This window comes from Neisseria dentiae, assembly GCF_014055005.1.
Classification (GTDB): Bacteria; Pseudomonadota; Gammaproteobacteria; order Burkholderiales; family Neisseriaceae; genus Neisseria; species Neisseria dentiae.
This window is the reverse complement of sequence record NZ_CP059570.1, coordinates 529659-547875: the sequence shown is the minus strand read 5'-3', so window position 1 is coordinate 547875 and position 18217 is coordinate 529659. Positions and strand designations below refer to the sequence as shown.

Below are 18217 nucleotides of genomic sequence, written 5' to 3'. Positions count from 1 at the left end.
CGGCACCCCGGCCGCGCCGCCGTTTTGCTTTTTGCGCGGCAAAACAATAAATAACAAGGAGTTTGCACAATGCGATTTTTCGGTATCGGTTTTCTGGTGCTGTTGTTTTTGGAAATCATGTCTATCGTATGGGTGGCCGACTGGCTGGGCGGCGGCGCCACACTTGCGCTGATGGTGTTGAGCTTTATCGCAGGCGTAATGATGCTGCGCCACACCGGCCTCTCGGGCGTGCTGCTGGCCGGTGCCGCCATGAAAAACGGCGGTGAAATCTCGCTCTACCAGATGCTGTGGCCCATCCGTTATGCGGTTGCCGCGCTGCTGCTGATGAGCCCCGGCTTCGTGTCGCTGGTTATCGCCCTGGTTCTGCTGCTGCCGATCAAAGGCAAGCCGATTGCCCAAATGAATACTATGGGCGGCACCTTCGGCAACGCCGACAACCCTTTCCGCCGCGCCCCGGGCGGCAGCGGCGACATCATCGAAGGCGAATACACCGTTACCACGCCGTCTGAAAAGCAAAAACAGGATTACATCGAACACAAACCCGATTGATTCCCGGTTGATTGTTGCACCGCATTTGAAACAACACACACAGGCCGTCTGAAAACTTTTTCAGACGGCCTGCAACTTTTAGCCATGCGGCGCCATCGGGCTATTTCAGACGGCCTCGGTTTAAAACCCGCCGCCTATGCTATACAATAGCCGCTCCATATCAGCTTTATCGGGGAATTCTATGAATAACGTCAAACAAGCACCCAGCAGCATCGCGCCGGATCTCGATAATTACCACAAATGGCTCGGCGGCTACATCGCCGGATTAAACGACAACGATGCCCAAATTCTGCTCAACGCCCGCAAACTGGCCGAAGCGCATTACCCCGTCGATGCCCTCACCCCCAACGGCGAACCGCTGTTAAGCAACGTGCTGGGCGCGGCGCAGATGGTGGCCGATATGGATTTGCTGCCCGAAGCGGTGGCCGCCACCATACTCACCGATATTTCTTCGTTCGCCGCCAACTGGCAGGAAACGGTTACCGAAAAATGCGGCGCCACCGTGTGCGGCCTGGTGAAGGGCATCGACGAAGTGCAGAAACTCACCCACTTCGCCCGCGTCGACAGCCTCGCCACGCCGGAAGAGCGCGCCCAGCAGGCCGAAACCATGCGCAAAATGCTGCTGGCGATGGTGAGCGACATCCGCGTGGTGCTTATCAAACTTGCGCTGCGCACCCGCACCATGCAGTTTATCGGCACGCTGCCCGACAGCGAAGACAAACGCGCGCTGGCCAAAGAAACGCTGGATATTTTCGCCCCGCTCGCCAACCGCTTGGGCGTGTGGCAGCTCAAATGGCAGCTCGAAGATTTGGGCTTCCGCCACCAAAACCCCGAAAAATACAAAGAAATCGCCCGCCTGCTCGACGAAAAACGCACCGAGCGGCTCGAATATATCGAACATTTTCTGAAAACCCTGCGCACCGAGCTTGATAAATACCAAATCCACTACGACGTGGCCGGCCGCCCCAAGCACATTTATTCCATTTATAAAAAAATGGTGAAGAAAAAGCTCGGCTTCGACGGGCTTTACGACATCCGCGCCGTGCGCATTCTGGTGGACACCATCCCCGAATGCTACACCACGCTCGGCATCGTCCACAGCCTGTGGCAGCCCGTGCCCGGCGAGTTCGACGACTACATCGCCCAACCCAAAGGCAACGGCTACAAAAGCCTGCACACGGTGGTGGTCGGCCCCGAAGACAAAGGCGTGGAAGTGCAAATCCGCACCTTCGATATGCACCAGTTCAACGAATTCGGCGTGGCCGCCCACTGGCGCTATAAAGAAGGCGGCAGGGGCGACAGCGCCTACGAACAGAAAATCGCCTGGCTGCGCCAACTGCTCGAATGGCGCGAAAACATGGCCGACAACGACCGCGAAGATTTGGCCGGCGCTTTCCGCACCGAACTTTTCAACGACACCATCTATGTGCTCACGCCGCACGGCAAGGTATTGTCGCTGCCCACCGGCTCCACCCCCATCGACTTCGCCTACGCCCTGCACAGCAGCGTCGGCGACCGCTGCCGCGGCGCCAAAGTCGACGGCCAGATCGTGCCGCTTTCCACCCCGCTCGAAAACGGCCAGCGCGTAGAAATCATCACCGCCAAAGAAGGCTCGCCCTCGGTAAACTGGCTTTACGAAGGCTGGGTGAAATCCAACAAAGCCATCAGCAAAATCCGCGCCTTCATCCGCCAGCAAAATGCCGACGCGGTGCGCGAAAACGGCCGCAACCAGCTTGAAAAACAACTGGTTAAAGTGTCTCCCAAACCCAATCTGCAAGATTTGGCCGAAAAGCTGGGCTTTAAGAAAATCGACGACCTCTACACCGCCGTCGGCCAGGGCGAAGTGTCGCCGCGCGCCATTCAGAAAGCCTGCGGCACACTGGTCGAGCCGCCCCCGCCGCCCCTGAACGAAACCACCATCGTCAAACAGTCGAAAATCAAAAAAGGCGGCAAAAACGGCGTGCTGATCGACGGCGAAGACGGCCTGATGACCACGCTGGCCAAATGCTGCAAACCTGCCCCGCCCGACGATATCGTCGGCTTCGTTACCCGCGAACGGGGTATTTCGGTGCACCGCAGCAACTGCCCTTCGTTCAAACACCTGGCCGAACAGTCGCCCGACAAAGTGCTTACCGCCGCTTGGGCGCAGGCGCAGGAAGGGCAGGTTTTCGCCGTGGATGTGGAAATCCGCGCCCAAGACCGCAGCGGCCTGCTGCGCGACGTTTCCGACACACTCGCCCGCCACAAACTCAACGTTACCGCCGTGCAAACCCAAAGCCGCGATTTGGAAGCGAGTATGCGTTTCACGCTGGAAGTGCGCCAAGTAGGCGACCTGCCGCGCGTGCTGGCCAGCCTGGCCGAGGTAAAGGGCGTGTTGAGCGTTACGCGACTGTGATTTGCGGGCAACAGGCCGATACCTTTGCAAAAAACAATTCAAACTTGAAAACATTTATGTATCGTCATTCCCGCGCAGGCGGGAATCCAGCCTTGAAACCATCAAGTGTTTTATTTCAATAGCTTGCGAAAAATCGACTGGATTCCCGCCTGCGCGGGAATGACGGTAATTGGATATTCTCAGACGGCCTAAACGACTTGCAAAGGTCTCAGGCCGTCTGAAATGCCCAACCGAATCTCCACCCGCCGTCATACTCGGGCTTGACCCGGGTATGACAGAGAAGCTATTAAGTAATTGGTTTTACTATATTAAATATAACAGGATTAAATGCAACAGGCCGTCTGAAAATATTTCAGACGGCCTGTTGCCAATCAAAATCCAAATGCCCTAGCCCAACGAAACCATTTCAATCTGATCCATGCTGCGCCCCAAAAAACGCTCGCCTATCGTGCGGAAGCGCAAGGGAATGTCGCTCACATAAAAGCGGTAGTCGGGCGCGGTATTACAGGTGTTGAGCAAGTCGGCCTCCGCCAGTGCTTTGGCGGCGGCTTCGGCGGTGGTGAGTGCGGAATCCACCAGCGTTACCCCCGGTGCTTCTTCGCGCAGCAGCGGTTTTAACAGCGGATAGTGGGTGCAGCCCAACACCAGCGTGTCTATATCGTCAGCCAGCAGGGGTTTCAGATATTCGCGGGCGGTCAAACGGGTAACTTCGTGATCGAGCCAGCCCTCTTCCACCAGCGGCACCAGCAGCGGGCAGGCCTGCGACTGTACGCGCGCATTGGGGTTGCGGCTGTGGATGGCGCGGGCGTAGGCGTTGCTGTTAACGGTGGTGCTGGTGGCGATGATGCCGATGTGGCCGTTGCGGGTGGTTTGCAGCGCCGCTTCGGCTCCGGCGGTGATCACGTCGAGCACAGGCATATTGCCCGCCGCCGAACGCACTTTCTGCCCGGCAACAGCGGCGATGGTGTTGCAGGCAATCACCAATGCCTTCACCTCGTTTTGCAGCAGAAAATCAACGATTTGCGAAGTGAAGGTTTCAATGGTGGCGCGCGATTTCACGCCGTAGGGCACGCGGGCGGTGTCGCCGAAATAAACGATGTTTTCCATCGGCAGCCGCTCCATCAGCGCGCGCACGTTGGTTAAGCCGCCCACGCCGGAATCGAATACCCCGATGGGGCGTTGTTTGGTGGTGTTGTTCATATTTGCGGTTTGGCCGTCTGAAAACTTTTCAGACGGCCTTTCTGTGATTAATTTATGGTGTGCGATTGTACACCGTTTCCGCCCCCCGCCATACCTGCTTCGATTAGCGCCGAGGGCCGCCGTAACGGCTTCTTAATCCAATTTATCGTTTTTTACGGTTTCCAAGCCATCTGAATTGGCGGATAATTCGGCCTGATATTTTCATCAATACTGACCGCAAGCGAGAAACCGATATGGATTTGGCAACGATTACCCGTTTCCTGCCCGACGAAGATGCCACGCTGCAACTGGGCGAAAGCTGGGCCGCCACCGTTATGCCGCCTTTGGTGGTGTATCTGCAAGGCGATTTGGGCGCAGGCAAAACCACTTTCACCCGCGGCCTGCTGCGCGGCGCCGGTTACAAAGGCGCTGTAAAAAGCCCCACCTACACCATCGTCGAATCCTACCCCCTGCCCCGCTTCACCCTGCTGCACCATTTCGACCTCTACCGCTTCGCTTCTCCCGAAGAATGGCAGGATGCTGGCTTGGACGACTTATTCGCCTCCAATTGCCTGTGTCTGATCGAATGGCCGCAACAGGGCGGAACTTTCGTACCTGCCGCCGACCTTACGGTTATGCTCGAACACGACGGCACGGGCCGCAAATGCACGCTGACCGCACACACCGAAAAAGGCAAGAAAAGTTTAGAAACATGGTTAAATTAACACGCCGCCAAATCGTCCGCCGCGCCGCGGCGGGCTTATTGTTTACCCTCACCCCTATCGGCGCGCTCGCCAAAGCCGCCGCCCCGCAGTTCGTAGCCGTGCGCATCTGGCCCGCCAGCGCCTACACCCGCATCACGCTCGAATCTTCGCAATCGCTCAAATACAAACACTTCGCGCTCGACAACCCCGCCCGTTTGGTCGTCGACATCGAAGGCGCCACACTCAACAACGTATTGCAGGGCATGGCCGCCAAAGTGCAGCGCAACGACCCCTACATCCGCAGCATACGTGTCGGCCAAAACACCGCCACCACCGTGCGCGTGGTTATCGACCTCAAACAACCTGCCAACCCGCAGGTGTTCACACTCGCCCCCGTGGCCAACTTCCGCCACCGCCTGGTGATGGATTTATATCCCTCCGCCGCCACCGCGCTGGCAGCCGAAGCCGACGACCCCCTGATGGCGCTCTTAAACGATTATTCGCAAGGCAAAATCCGCAGCGACGGCACCGGCAGCACCCCGCCCGTGCGTGAGCGGCAGCCCGTTATCATCGACGACACCCCGCCGCCTTCCACGCCCTCCTCCCCGCGCCGCCACGACCGCCGCCCCGTTATCGTAATCGACCCCGGCCACGGCGGCGAAGACCCGGGCGCCATCGGCGGCAGCGGCCTGCGCGAAAAAGACGTGGTGCTTTCCATCGCCCGCGAAACCAAAAAACGCCTCGATGCCATGGGCTACCGCACCTACATGACCCGCAACGAAGACATCTTTATCCCGCTGGGTGTGCGCGTGGCCAAAGCCCGCCAGCTTAAGGCCGACGTGTTCGTATCCATCCATGCCGACGCCTTCACCAGCCCCAGCGCACGCGGCACCGGCGTTTACGCACTCAGCACCAAAGGCGCCACCAGCGCCGCCGCCCGCTTTCTCGCCCAAACCCAAAACAGCGCCGACTTGATCGGCGGCGTGCAAAAAGTGGGCAACCGCCAAGTGGACAGCGCCCTGCTCGACATGACCCAAACCGCCACCATCAAAGACAGCATGGTGCTCGGCCGCAACGTGTTGGGCGAATTGGGCAAACTCAACAAACTGCACAAAGGCCATGTCGATCAGGCCAACTTCGCCGTTTTGCGCGCGCCCGACATCCCTTCGATTCTGGTGGAAACCGCCTTTATCTCCAACCCCACCGAAGAGCGCCTGCTGGCCAGCTCTTCATTCCGCCAGAAAAGCGCCCAAGCCATCGCCGACGGCGTGAAAACCTATTTGAACAAAGCCGTTTTGGCCCGCAGGTAACTCCGTCGAAGTACGTTTATAAGCCATGCTACGATACAGGTTGTCTGAAAGATTAATTTGCTTTCAGACGACCTAAAACCTTATAGTTAAGCCAATGAATTTTAATAACAGTTCATATAAACAAGTGGTTTAACTATACAAAAATTGAGGCCGTCTGAAAGCAAACTTATCTTTCAGACGGCCTTTTCCAACCAAAACAAATCAGCGGCGGTACACCAAACGGTAATAAGTTTCTCCGTTTTGGATATAGCCCAAATCCACGCGGGCAATTTCGGCGATGGCGTCCTGCCCTTTGGCGAGGTCGTCCACTTCCGCCTGCAAGGCGTTGTTGCGCAAGGTGAGTGCCTGGTTTTTCTCTCCTTGTTCGGCTACTTTATCCTGCAAGCGCCACATATCGCGCCAGCCGCCTTTGGAAATCCAAAGGCTGTACTGGAACCATGTGATGGCGGCGATTAAAACCAGTGTTACCCACTTCATGCGTTACGCCTTATTTGCCCAGTTGGTAAAACGCGGCGCGGCCGGGGTAGTAAGCGGCTTCGGCCAGCTCTTCTTCGATACGCAGCAGCTGGTTGTATTTGGCCATGCGGTCGGAACGGCTCAGGGAACCGGTTTTAATCTGCATGCAGTTGGTGGCCACGGCCAAATCGGCGATGGTGGAATCTTCGGTTTCGCCCGAACGGTGGCTCATCACGCTGGCGTAGCGGTTGCGTTTGGCCAAGTCAACGGCTTTGAGGGTTTCGCTCAGGGTGCCGATTTGGTTCACTTTAACCAAAAGTGCGTTGGCGATGCCTTGTTCGATGCCTTCGGCCAGGATTTTGGGGTTGGTTACGAAAAGGTCGTCACCCACGAGCTGCACGCGTTTGCCGAGTTTTTCGGTGAGGTGTTTCCAGCCTGCCCAGTCGTTTTCGTCCATGCCGTCTTCGATGGAGATGATGGGATAGGTGTCGGCCAGTCTGGCGAGGTAGTCGGCGAACTCTTCGCTGCTCAGGGCCAAGCCTTCGGCGCTCAGGTGGTATTTGCCGTCTTTATAGAATTCGCTGGAAGCGCAGTCTAAGGCAAACAACACGTCTTCGCCGGGCGTGTAGCCTGCGGCGCTCACGGCCTCCTGCATCAGTTGCAGGGCTTCTTCGTGGCTGCCCAGGTTGGGTGCGAAGCCGCCTTCGTCGCCCACGGTGGTGGGGAAGCCTTTGCTGTCGCACAGTTTTTTCAGGGCGTGGAAAATCTCGGCACCGCAGCGCAGGGCTTCGCGGAAGCTTTTTGCGCCCACGGGCATAATCATGAATTCTTGGATATCGAGGCTGTTGTTGGCGTGTGCACCGCCGTTGATCACGTTCATCATCGGCACGGGCATGGCCATCGGGCCGGCACCGCCCAAGTAGCGGTAAAGCGGCAGGCCGGCGTCTTCGGCGGCGGCGCGGGCAACGGCCATCGAAACGGCCAAGGTGGCATTGGCGCCCAAGCGGCCTTTGTTGTCGGTGCCGTCCAATTCGATCATCACTTGGTCGATATAGCTTTGTTCGGAAGCGTCCAAACCGATCAGGGCTTGGGCGATTTCGTTGTTAACATGCTCCACCGCCTGCAATACGCCTTTGCCCAGATAGCGGCTTTTGTCGCCGTCGCGCAGCTCCAGGGCTTCTTTTTGGCCGGTGGAGGCGCCGCTGGGCACGGCGGCGCGGCCCATTACGCCGCTTTCCAGCAATACGTCGCACTCAACGGTGGGGTTGCCGCGTGAATCCAGAATTTCGCGGGCGAAAATATCAACAATTGCGCTCATTAAAGTCTCCTGAAAGTTAAGCTGTTACATTTGAAAAATCTTTTTCAGACGGCTTTGTAACCGAACCTGAAGCCGCTCTGCTGAAATATAGTAAAACAAAATAAGAACGATACCGCGTTGCCTCGCCTTGCCGTACTGCCTGTACTGTCTTCGGCTTCGTCGCCTTGTCTCGCTCTTATTTTGTTTCACTATAAATATTACGGCGCCGATTATACCGATTCGCGCTTCCCGAAACGAGTGTTTGCGCGGCAAATCGGGTAAAACTTGTTTGATGTCAAGCCGCAGCCTGACACGAGGCCGTCTGAAACGTTTCAGACGGCCTCGATACCGGTTAACGGTGGTAGTTCGGTGCTTCTTTGGTAATCTGCACATCGTGAACGTGCGATTCGCTCATGCCGGCGGCGGTGATTTCCACAAACTCGGCTTTTTCGTGCATTTCGGCAATGGTTTTGCAGCCCAGATAGCCCATGCTCGAACGCAGGCCGCCAACCAGTTGGTGGATAATCTGCACAATCGGGCCTTTATAGGGCACACGGCCTTCGATACCTTCGGGCACGTATTTGTCGGCGCTGTCTTCCTTATCTTGGAAGTAGCGGTCGCTCGAACCCTGGCTCATCGCGCCCAGCGAACCCATGCCGCGGTAAGACTTATACGAACGGCCCTGATACAGCTCGATTTCGCCCGGCGCTTCTTCGGTGCCGGCAAACATACCGCCCAACATCACGCAGTGCGCACCGGCGGCCAGCGCTTTGGCGATGTCGCCCGAAAAACGGATGCCGCCGTCGGCAATCAGCGGCACGCCCGTGCCTTTTAAGGCTTCGGCCACATTGTGGATAGCGGTCAGCTGCGGCACGCCCACGCCCGCCACGATACGGGTGGTGCAGATGGAGCCGGGGCCGATGCCCACTTTCACCGCATCCGCGCCGGCTGCCACCAAATCGCGCGCGGCTTGCGCGGTGGCGATGTTGCCGCCGATTACCTGCACCTGCGGGTAATTTTGTTTCACCCACTTCACGCGATCCAGCACACCTTGGCTGTGGCCGTGGGCGGTATCGACCACAATCACGTCCACACCCGCTTCAACCAGCGCTTTCACGCGCTCGTCGGTATCCGCGCCCACGCCCACCGCCGCGCCCACGCGCAGGCGGCCGTCTGAATCTTTGTTGGCGTTGGGAAACTCGGTGGTTTTGAGAATATCTTTCACGGTAATCAGGCCCTTAAGCTCCCAATCGCCGTTCACCACCAATACGCGCTCCACCTTATGCTCGTGCATCACGTCGCGCGCATCTTCGATAGACGTGCCTTCCGGCACGGTAACCAGACGCTCGCGCGGGGTCATAATCGCCGAAACGGGCTGGTCGAGGCGTTTTTCAAAACGCAGGTCGCGGTTGGTTACCAAGCCCACCACTTTGCCGTTTTCCACCACCGGCAGGCCCGACATTTTACGCTTGCGTTTCGAGAGCATTTCCACCAACTCGCGGATCAGCATTTCGGGCTTGATGGTTACCGGGTCTTTCACGATGCCGCTTTCGTGGCGCTTCACTTTGGCCACGGCATTGGCCTGGCGCTCGGGCGTCATGTTTTTGTGGATGATGCCGATGCCGCCTTCCTGCGCCATCGAAATGGCCAGGCGGGCTTCGGTTACGGTATCCATCGCGGCGGAGAGCAAGGGGGTGTTGAGCGTGATTCCGCGTGTGAGCGGGGTTTGGAGTTTAACGTCGCGCGGCAGCACTTGGGAATGTGCGGGAACCAGCAAAACGTCATCAAAGGTATAGGCTTTTTCAACGATACGCATGATGCTCAGGCTTTCAGTTTGTGCAAGATGCACGGCATTGTACCAAATCCGCCGCCCGCTTAACAGCCGTTTGCCGCTGCAAAACACCTAAAATTTAAGAAAATTACACCGCCGCCGCCAAGCCGCCACCGTTGTAACCATACAAACAGTAACGGCCTTTATATCGCCAAATAATGTACTTGTTATGACACTTACCTGATTTAACAATATAATAAAGGCCGTCTGAAAACCTATTCCGAAAACATACCAAAGAAAGAAAAACCATGCACATTACCCGCACCGTCTGCACCGCCGTTCTCGCCTGCCTGCTGCTGCCGGCGCAGTTTTCCGCCGCCCAGGTTTACACATGGAAAAACAAAAACGGCAGCACCAGCTATTCCGATGTGCCGCAAAACCTGAAAGTTTCCAACGCATCAACCGTTAACGTGCGCACCCGCACCGTTACCCCGCCGCCCGCCCCCCAAGCCGCCGAAGGCGAAGGCTCGCTGGCCGACAAACAAAAACAGCTCAACGACGCCATCAGCCAAGAAAACAAAAAAATCGAAGAGCAAAACAAGAAAATCGAAGAGCAAAACCGCCAGCAGAAAGAAGACAACTGCAAAACCGCCCGTCTCAACCGCCAGTTTGCCGAAACCGCCCGCGTGGCCAACCGCGACGAATTCATCAAACGTTATGATGCCGATATCGGCAAATTCTGCAACTAAAGCAAACAAACCGAAAAATACAGGCCGTCTGAAAGCCGCACTAGGGAGTGTAGTCAGAAGGCTTGCGAAGCGGTTTTTTGAGGGAAAATCCGCAGATGCAAGGCAAAAAGCGCAGCAAGGTTGAACACCTTGCGAGCATTTTTAACGCCGCAGACGGGGGATTTTGACCAAAAATACCGCCGTTGCGTTAATTGTCGACAGACCCTAGCAACGCTCGGTTTTCAGACGGTCTCGATTCGCCTACAATAAACGGCATTTCATTATCAGAAAGCCCGTTTTATGCAATACCGCATCCGTAATAACAACAACGACACACCGCCCGCCAACCCCGGCGCAGGCGAAAGCTGGGAGCGCAACACCCTGCGCGACGTTTTGCTCGAAGCCTATAAAGAGCAGCGCCGCGCCCGCTTCTGGCGCAACCTTTGGCGCGCCCTGTGGGTGCTGGTATTTCTGGCCATCGCCGCCAACTCGTGCAGCAGCAGCCAAAGCACCCCCGCCAACCAACTGGTTAACATATCCGAAGAACACACCGCCGTCATTTCCCTCACCGGCGCCATCGGCGACGAATATGAAGACCAAACCGCCATGCTGCGCGACAGCCTCGAAGCAGCCTATAAAAACAACAAAGTCAAAGGCATCATCATCCGCGCCAACAGCCCCGGCGGCTCACCCGTGGTGTCCAACACCGCCTTTAACGAAATACGCCGCCTGAAAAGCGAATATAAAAGCCGCAACATCCCGCTTTATGTGGTTGCCGAAGACGTTTGCGCATCAGGCTGCTACTACATCGCCGCCGCCGCCGACAAAATCTACGCCGACCCCTCCAGCATGATCGGCAGCATCGGCGTAATCGGCGGCGGTTTCGACCTCACCGGCCTGATGGACAAACTCGGCGTGAAACGCCGCCTCAAAACCGCAGGCAGCAACAAAGGCATGGGCGACCCGTTCTCTCCCGAAACGCCCGAACAAACCCGCATTTGGGAGCAGATGCTCGCCGACATTCATCAGGAATTCATCAAAGCCGTCAAACTCGGCCGCGGCAACCGCCTGAAAGAAAAAGAAAACCCTGATATTTTCAGCGGCCGCATCTACACTGGCAACGAAGCCAAAGCCGCCGGCCTGATCGACGGCTACGGCAGCATCTACAGCGTGTCGCGCGATGTGATCAAAGCCCCGAAAATCGTCGACTACACCCCCGAAGACAGCCTCAGCCAACTCTTCGGCCGCCACCTGCGCGCCGGCATTTCAGCAGGATTGGAAGCCGCAGGCAGCAAAATCTGGTAAACCGCCCTGCTGCAAACAGAAGGCCGTCTGAAAACTTTTCAGACGGCCTTCTGTTATAATCTACACCCTTTGTTTTAGCAGAACTTTCCACCTTTACTCCATGCAGCCCGATTTATCCCAAACCCTCGCCCGCGACCGCCATTTCCTGCAAAACGCCTTCAAAAACCCGAAACGTTTCGGCGGCTTGGAAGCGGTGCAGCAAAAATACCAAAAATCGCACGCGGCGTTTCTCAAACGCCAAGCCGCGCTGCCCAAGCCGCAGTACGACGGCACGCTGCCGGTGCACGAGCGGTTGGACGACATCAAAAACGCCATTGCAAACAACCAAGTAACCATCATCTGCGGTGAAACCGGTTCGGGCAAAACCACACAGCTGCCGAAAATCTGCTTGGAACTCGGGCGCGGCGCCGCAGGCTTAATCGGCCACACCCAACCGCGCCGCCTGGCCGCACGTTCCGTTGCCGAGCGGATTGCCGAAGAATTGGGCAGCAACATCGGCGAAACGGTCGGCTACAAAGTGCGCTTTAACGACAACACCTCGCGCGATGCCTATGTGAAACTGATGACCGACGGCATTTTGCTCGCCGAAACGCAAACCGACCGCTACCTCACCGCCTACGACACCATCATCATCGACGAAGCGCACGAACGCAGCCTGAACATCGATTTTCTGCTGGGCTACCTGAAACAACTGCTGCCGCGCCGCCCCGATTTAAAAATCATCATCACCTCGGCCACCATCGATGCCGAGCGTTTTTCCAAGCACTTCGACAACGCCCCCGTGCTGGAAGTGAGCGGGCGCACCTATCCCGTCGAAATCCTTTACCGGCCGCTGCACGCGGCAGACGAAGACGAAGCGGAAATCGAAATCGCAGATGCCATCGTCGATGCCGCCGACGAGTTGGCGCATTTGGGTAGCGGCGATATTCTGGTATTCCTGCCTGGAGAACGTGAAATCCGCGAAGCCGCCGAAGCCCTGCGCAAATCACCGCTGCGCCGCCACGACGAAATCCTGCCGCTGTTCGCCCGTTTGTCGAATGCCGAACAGCACAAAATCTTCCACCCCAACGGCAGCAAACGCCGCATCGTGCTGGCTACCAACGTCGCCGAAACCTCGCTCACCGTGCCGGGCATCAAATATGTGATCGACACCGGCCTGGCGCGGGTAAAACGCTATTCCGCCCGCGCCAAAGTGGAGCAGCTGCATGTGGAAAAAATCTCCCAGGCCGCCGCCCGCCAGCGTTCCGGCCGCTGCGGCCGCGTCTCCGCCGGCGTGTGTATCCGCTTGTATTCGGAAGAAGATTTTGAACAACGCAGCGCGTTTACCGACCCCGAAATCATCCGCAGCAATCTGGCGGCAGTAATCCTGCGCATGGCCGCGCTGAACCTGGGCGATGTGGCGGCGTTCCCGTTTCTCGAAGCACCCGACCAGCGGTATATCAATGACGGGTTTCAGGTGTTGTTGGAACTGGGAGCGGTGGAGGAGGCCGTCTGAAAAATGCCTGTCTGAAAATATGTAGGTCGGGCATTTATGCCCGACGAAAACCAATACGTAATGCAAAATAATGTCGGGCATCAATGCCCGACCTACTGATTTGCTCACAATAAAATTTAAATTTATGAAACACTTACTAATTGATTTTGAAAACGTCCAACCGCAAAACTTAGATAAATTACCGCCTGATGATACGCATATTTGGTTGTTTTTAGGTGTCGTACATAAAATGTTGCCGGTTAGCTTAGTGAAATCGCTATTGCGCTTTGGCGAACGTACCCATCTCGTTCATTTGCAGAAAACAGGCAAGAACGCATTGGATTTCTACTTAAGCTACTATCTCGGGCAGATTACCGCTTCCGACCCCAATGCCCAAATCGGCATACTCTCGCGCGACGGCGGCTACGACATTTTGGTAGAACACATTTTAGAAAGCCAACACGCACAAGGCATTGTCCGCTTGGCAAATATAGATGAAGTGCAGTATGAAAAAATCACTGCCACACCGCCAACGCCGCAGATAGCCGGCAATCAGCAGCCTGAAACTGCACCTAAGCCGCATCAATCTTTATCCCCTTATTTTCAGGCGGCCTTAACCGCTTTACGCCAACCTGATGCTTTCCGCCCCAGCCGCCTGCATAATTTGCAGCAAAATCTACGTAAGCATATTTTGTGTGATTTACTGACAGGCAAAATAGACGAAGAGTGTATGAAGATTGTTGTTGCCATTACCAACAAACTCAAAGCACAAAACCTGATTAGTATTAATGAACAAGATGTTGTGTCTTACCATATCGGTGATACCGATTTGCTGCAAAAAATCCAACGCTATATTTTGCAGATAAAACCGAAAAACTACGCCGATTTTCAGGCAGCCGTACAAAGTCGGGCGGATGCATTTTGTTTACGCATTAATCAAGGCGATATTCAAGCATTTGCACGGCATTTGCGCGAACAGAATTTAATCCGGCAAGAGAGCGGTAAAATTGAATATGGCCCCTTTCCCGGACCCAAACCGAAACCGGCCGTAAAGCAGCCTGAAAATTATCAACCTGATGAAACCATGTGGAAAAAAGTCATTGCCGCATTATCTGTTGCTAAAGGTAAACGCCCGAGTAAAGTAAGCGCATTGAGTAACACAATCAAAGCGCATACCAGATGCAGCGACGAAGAAACCGAAAAACTATTTCAACATTTGCAAGACACCGAAACTCTACGTGTTGACGGTACGAAAATCGTATATCTCAAGTAGGTCGGGCATTTATGCCCGACAAAAACCAACCAACAAAACAACAATGTCGGGCATAAATGCCCGACCTACAAAATGATTCACATATATAGTGAATTCAAATAAAAACTCCGAAATGAAATAACTGCATTCAAACTTGCAATTGGGCGATATGCTAAAGAATCGTTTTACCCTACTTCGGCATTCTTATTTTAATCCACTATAAATCAAAATAAATAACGGGAAAACCACAATGCAATACCGCCGATTTTACCGACAAGGTTCGCTCTATTTTTTCACGGTGGTCACTTACCAACGCCGCCCGATATTGACTCATCCCGACGTGATGCCGGTTTTAAAAACGGCGTTGAAAACGGTGCGGCAAAAATACCCGTTTAAAACCGAAGCCTTGGTTATTTTGCCCGACCACCTGCACACCATTTGGCAAATGCCTGAAAACGATGCCGATTTTTCAACGCGCTGGAACCAAATCAAGCGTTATGTCAGCCATCATTGCAAGCATTACGATAATCTGGCAAAAACCGCAAACGAAGTCAAAAAACGCCAAAGCAGCATTTGGCAACAGCGCTTCTGGGAGCATTGCATACGAAATGATGAAGATTTTGCCAATTGCATGGATTACATTCATTTCAACCCGGTGAAACACGGTTATGTGCAGGCGGCAAAAGATTGGCCGTTTTCCACTTTTCACAAATATGTGAAACAAGGTGTTTACCCCGAAGATTGGGGCGGCGTCAGCCGAGATTTTGATTACGAGTAGGTCGGGCATTGATGCCCGACGAAAAACCAAGAAACAACCCAAAATGTCGGGCATCAATGCCCGACCTACCAATCCGTTATGCAAAACATGAAAAGCAATACGAATATGCCGTCTGAAAATCTTTCAGGCAGCCTGAAAACACCCACCAAACCCCGCTACCGCCTAACCAAACTCGGCGAACAAATGGCGCGGTTGCCCATTGATCCGAAAATCGCCCGCATTTTGTTGGCGGCGAAAAAGCACGACTGTATGGCGGAAATCTTGGTGATTGCCTCCGCACTCTCCATTCAAGACCCGCGCGAGCGGCCGCTTGAGGCGCGCGAAGCGGCTGCCAAGGCGCACGAGCGGTTTACCGACAAGCAGTCCGACTTTCTGGCCTATCTGAATATTTGGGACAGCTTCCAGCGCGAGCGCGACAAAGGCTTGTCGAACAAACAGTTGGTGCAGTGGTGCCACCAATATTTCTTATCGCACCTGCGGATGCGCGAATGGCGAGAGCTGCACCGCCAATTGGCCGAAATCGCCATTGAAATGGGTTTGACCAGCAAAGAGCAGGCATTCAGACGGCCGCCCGTGCAAGAGCAGTTGAGGCCGTCTGAACAGGCAGGCGACCAAGATTTATCCGCCAAACTCAAACAAAAACAACTGGATAAAAAACAGCACCGCGCCCACATCCGCGCCGCCAAAGAAGCGGGCTACGAACAAATCCACCGCGCCCTGCTCACCGGCCTGATCGCCAACGTGGGCATGAAATCGCCCGACGGCCACGATTACACCGGCGCGCGCGGTTCGCACTTTCATTTATTCCCCGCTTCCGCCCTGTTCAAATCCAAGCCCAAATGGGTGATGGCCGCCGAACTCACCGAAACCACGCGGCTGTATGCCCGCGATGTGGCCGCCATCCAGCCCGAATGGATCGAGCAGGAAGCGCCGCATTTGGTGAAATATCATTATTTCGAGCCGCATTGGGAGCAGAAGCGCGGCGAAGTGGTGGCCAGCGAGCGGGTAACCCTTTACGGTTTAACGGTTTTGCCGCGCCGCCCCGTTGCCTACGGCCGCGTCGCCCCCGAAGAAGCGCGAGAAATCTTTATCCGCGGCGCGCTGGTGGCGCAGGAATGCGATTTGAAAGCCGATTTTTTTGTCCACAACAAAAAGCTGATCCGCGAAATCGCCGAGCTGGAACACAAATCGCGCAAGCAGGATGTGTTGGTGGACGAAGAAGCGCTGTTTGATTTTTACCATCAACGGCTGCCTGAAATGTATAGACCGTCTGAAACCGTAGGTCGGGCATTTATGCCCGACACCGCCAACGCAAGCGCACAAACCCCGTCGGGCATAAATGCCCGACCTACGCCTATGCCGTCTGAAAACCCGCGTAGGGTTGGTGTCAACCCACCATCCCAAAACGCGGCGGAAAAGACAGAAACGGCAAATTCAAATCCGCCTCGTCAAAGGCCGTCTGAAACCTCTAAACCCCTTGCCGATATCCGCACCTTCCAAAGCTGGTTGAAACAAGCCGAGCAGGAAAACCCGCGCCTGTTGTTTCTCAGCAAAGAAGATCTGATGCAGCACGCCGCCGCGCACATCACCGAAGAACAATTCCCCAAGTTTTATAAAACACCCGACGGCAAATTCAAACTGGCCTACCGCTTCGAGCCGCACCACCCGCTCGACGGCGTAACTCTCACCGTGCCGCTTACCGTGCTCAACCGCCTCTCCGCCCCCGCGCTCGAATGGCTGGTGCCCGGTATGCTGCGCGAAAAACTGCAACTGCTGATCAAAGCCCTGCCCAAACAAATCCGCCGCATCTGCGTGCCCGTGCCCGAATTCATCACCAAATTTTTAGAAAGCAGCCCCAACCGCCAAGAGCCGGTTATTCCTCAGCTTGCCCGTTTTATCGCCAAAACCGCCGGCGATATGCGCCTGCTCGAACAAATCAATCTCGACGACTGGCAAGCCTTCAAACTGCCCGAACACTGCTATTTCAACCTGCGCATCATCGACGACGGCGGGCAGGAGCTGGCCATAGGCCGCAACCTGGCCGGGCTGCAACAAGAGTTAGGCCAAGCCGCCGCCGTAACCTTCCGCGACAACACCCAAGAATTCGAGCGCGACAACGTAAGCAACTGGGACATCGGCACCCTGCCCGAATCCATCAAATTCGCCCGCGGCAAACAGCAGCTCACCGGCTTTTTGGGTTTGCAAAAAGAAAAAAACGGCAACATCGCCCTGCGCCTGTTTGACACAGCCGAAGCCGCCCAAGCCGCCCACCGCCAAGGCGTGATCGCCCTGATGCAGCTCCAGCTCAAAGAGCATATGAAAGACCTCAACAAAGGCATTCAAGGGTTTACCCAAGCAGCCATGCTGCTCAAACATATCCCCGCCGACGTCCTGCGCGACGACCTTACCGCCGCCGTGTGCGACCGCGCCTTTATCGGCGACGACGAACCGCCCCGCAGCGAAAAAGCGTTCAAAGAACAAATCAAACGCGCCCGCAGCCGCCTGCCCGCCGTCAAAGAAGCCGTCAGCCGCTACCTGCAAGACACCGCCACCGCCTACGCCGAACTCAACGGCAAACTCGCCAGCGGCAAACACCCGCTCGCCCCCCTGCTGCGCGAACGCGTGCAAACCCTGCTCGGCGCAGGTTTCGCCGTCCGCACCCCGTGGCCGAAATGGCCGCGCCTGCCCGTTTACATCCGCGCCATGACCCTGCGCATGGAAAAATACAGCGGCAACCCCGCCCGCGACCAAACGCGCGAAGCCGAAATCCAAGAGCTGGAACAGATGTGGCAGGAAAAAACAAACAGTCTCACGCGGCAAAACCAACCCGTTTCAGACGGCCTTGCTGGGTTTAGATGGCAGATAGAAGAATTAAGAGTGTCGCTGTTCGCGCAGGAGTTGAAAACGCCGTATCCGGTGTCGGTGAAGCGGTTGGGTAAGGAGTGGGAAAGTTTGAATAAGTAGGTCGGGCATTCATGCCCGACACCACCGTGTCCCGTATGTTGATTTTTGTCGGGCA

14 protein-coding genes are annotated in these 18217 nt (G+C 55.7%); 10 read left to right on the top strand and 4 right to left on the bottom strand.

Annotated elements, in window-relative coordinates; all coding sequences use genetic code 11:
* Positions 1-69: 69 nt before the first annotated feature.
* Entirely contained in the window at positions 70-549 is a 480-nt protein-coding gene (locus H3L92_RS02490) for an FxsA family protein (protein ID WP_085365759.1), read from the top strand.
* 181 nt (positions 550-730) lie between these two features.
* Positions 731-2944, top strand: coding sequence for a RelA/SpoT family protein (locus tag H3L92_RS02485; protein WP_085365758.1), 2214 nt, complete (start codon positions 731-733; stop codon positions 2942-2944).
* A gap of 387 nt (positions 2945-3331) precedes the next feature.
* Here the strand turns inward: H3L92_RS02485 and murI are convergent, their stop codons facing one another.
* Positions 3332-4144, bottom strand: a complete 813-nt coding sequence (murI, locus tag H3L92_RS02480) for a glutamate racemase (RefSeq protein WP_085365757.1) — start codon at positions 4142-4144, stop codon at positions 3332-3334.
* Between the two features lie 233 nt (positions 4145-4377).
* Between murI and tsaE the strand changes: the two genes are divergently transcribed.
* Together tsaE and H3L92_RS13500 are read left to right on the top strand one after the other, a co-directional pair.
* Positions 4378-4848 (top strand): tRNA (adenosine(37)-N6)-threonylcarbamoyltransferase complex ATPase subunit type 1 TsaE, encoded by a 471-nt coding sequence (gene tsaE, locus H3L92_RS02475; protein WP_085365756.1) that lies wholly within the window; start codon positions 4378-4380, stop codon positions 4846-4848.
* Positions 4836-6137, top strand: coding sequence for an N-acetylmuramoyl-L-alanine amidase (locus H3L92_RS13500; RefSeq protein WP_115336281.1), 1302 nt, complete (start codon positions 4836-4838; stop codon positions 6135-6137). Before tsaE ends, H3L92_RS13500 begins: the two co-directional genes overlap by 13 nt.
* 201 nt (positions 6138-6338) lie before the next feature.
* On the opposite strand, the gene ftsB is transcribed toward H3L92_RS13500, so the two are convergent.
* The 3 genes from ftsB to guaB form a co-directional block, all read right to left on the bottom strand.
* A complete protein-coding gene (gene ftsB, locus H3L92_RS02465) occupies positions 6339-6614 on the bottom strand; it encodes a cell division protein FtsB (RefSeq protein ID WP_085367060.1) in 276 nt (91 codons plus the stop codon).
* A 10-nt stretch (positions 6615-6624) separates the two neighbouring features.
* The gene (gene eno / locus H3L92_RS02460; RefSeq protein WP_085367059.1) at positions 6625-7911 is read right to left on the bottom strand and encodes a phosphopyruvate hydratase; all 1287 of its coding nucleotides are present in this window, start codon (positions 7909-7911) and stop codon (positions 6625-6627) included.
* A 331-nt stretch (positions 7912-8242) separates the two neighbouring features.
* The gene (gene guaB, locus H3L92_RS02455) at positions 8243-9706 is read right to left on the bottom strand and encodes an IMP dehydrogenase (RefSeq protein WP_085367058.1); all 1464 of its coding nucleotides are present in this window, start codon (positions 9704-9706) and stop codon (positions 8243-8245) included.
* 263 nt (positions 9707-9969) lie between these two features.
* Here guaB and H3L92_RS02450 point away from each other — a divergent pair, with 263 nt between their 5' ends.
* The 6 genes from H3L92_RS02450 (at position 9970) to H3L92_RS02425 (ending at position 18162) form a co-directional block, all read left to right on the top strand.
* A complete protein-coding gene (locus H3L92_RS02450) occupies positions 9970-10410 on the top strand; it encodes a DUF4124 domain-containing protein (protein WP_085367057.1) in 441 nt (146 codons plus the stop codon).
* Positions 10411-10689: 279 nt separating this feature from the next.
* Entirely contained in the window at positions 10690-11694 is a 1005-nt protein-coding gene (locus H3L92_RS02445) for a S49 family peptidase (protein WP_085367056.1), read from the top strand.
* Between the two features lie 100 nt (positions 11695-11794).
* A complete protein-coding gene (hrpA, locus tag H3L92_RS02440; protein ID WP_085367055.1) occupies positions 11795-13189 on the top strand; it encodes an ATP-dependent RNA helicase HrpA in 1395 nt (464 codons plus the stop codon).
* Positions 13190-13259: 70 nt separating this feature from the next.
* Positions 13260-14441, top strand: coding sequence for a PIN domain-containing protein (locus tag H3L92_RS02435; RefSeq protein ID WP_245945459.1), 1182 nt, complete (start codon positions 13260-13262; stop codon positions 14439-14441).
* 229 nt (positions 14442-14670) lie between these two features.
* The gene (locus H3L92_RS02430; RefSeq protein WP_085367054.1) at positions 14671-15198 is read left to right on the top strand and encodes an REP-associated tyrosine transposase; all 528 of its coding nucleotides are present in this window, start codon (positions 14671-14673) and stop codon (positions 15196-15198) included.
* A 78-nt stretch (positions 15199-15276) separates the two neighbouring features.
* Positions 15277-18162 carry a DUF3418 domain-containing protein gene (locus H3L92_RS02425; protein ID WP_085367053.1) on the top strand — a complete coding sequence of 962 codons (2886 nt, stop codon included), beginning with the start codon at positions 15277-15279 and terminating at the stop codon, positions 18160-18162.
* Positions 18163-18217 lie beyond the last annotated feature (55 nt).

Coding starts and splice junctions, on each gene's coding strand:
- H3L92_RS02490 (WP_085365759.1), top strand. CDS start 70: ATGCGATTTTTCGGTATCGGTTTTCTGGTGCTGTTGTTTTTGGAAATC.
- H3L92_RS02485 (WP_085365758.1), top strand. CDS start 731: ATGAATAACGTCAAACAAGCACCCAGCAGCATCGCGCCGGATCTCGAT.
- murI (WP_085365757.1), bottom strand. CDS start 4,144: ATGAACAACACCACCAAACAACGCCCCATCGGGGTATTCGATTCCGGC.
- tsaE (WP_085365756.1), top strand. CDS start 4,378: ATGGATTTGGCAACGATTACCCGTTTCCTGCCCGACGAAGATGCCACG.
- H3L92_RS13500 (WP_115336281.1), top strand. CDS start 4,836: ATGGTTAAATTAACACGCCGCCAAATCGTCCGCCGCGCCGCGGCGGGC.
- ftsB (WP_085367060.1), bottom strand. CDS start 6,614: ATGAAGTGGGTAACACTGGTTTTAATCGCCGCCATCACATGGTTCCAG.
- eno (WP_085367059.1), bottom strand. CDS start 7,911: ATGAGCGCAATTGTTGATATTTTCGCCCGCGAAATTCTGGATTCACGC.
- guaB (WP_085367058.1), bottom strand. CDS start 9,706: ATGCGTATCGTTGAAAAAGCCTATACCTTTGATGACGTTTTGCTGGTT.
- H3L92_RS02450 (WP_085367057.1), top strand. CDS start 9,970: ATGCACATTACCCGCACCGTCTGCACCGCCGTTCTCGCCTGCCTGCTG.
- H3L92_RS02445 (WP_085367056.1), top strand. CDS start 10,690: ATGCAATACCGCATCCGTAATAACAACAACGACACACCGCCCGCCAAC.
- hrpA (WP_085367055.1), top strand. CDS start 11,795: ATGCAGCCCGATTTATCCCAAACCCTCGCCCGCGACCGCCATTTCCTG.
- H3L92_RS02435 (WP_245945459.1), top strand. CDS start 13,260: ATGTCGGGCATCAATGCCCGACCTACTGATTTGCTCACAATAAAATTT.
- H3L92_RS02430 (WP_085367054.1), top strand. CDS start 14,671: ATGCAATACCGCCGATTTTACCGACAAGGTTCGCTCTATTTTTTCACG.
- H3L92_RS02425 (WP_085367053.1), top strand. CDS start 15,277: ATGCAAAACATGAAAAGCAATACGAATATGCCGTCTGAAAATCTTTCA.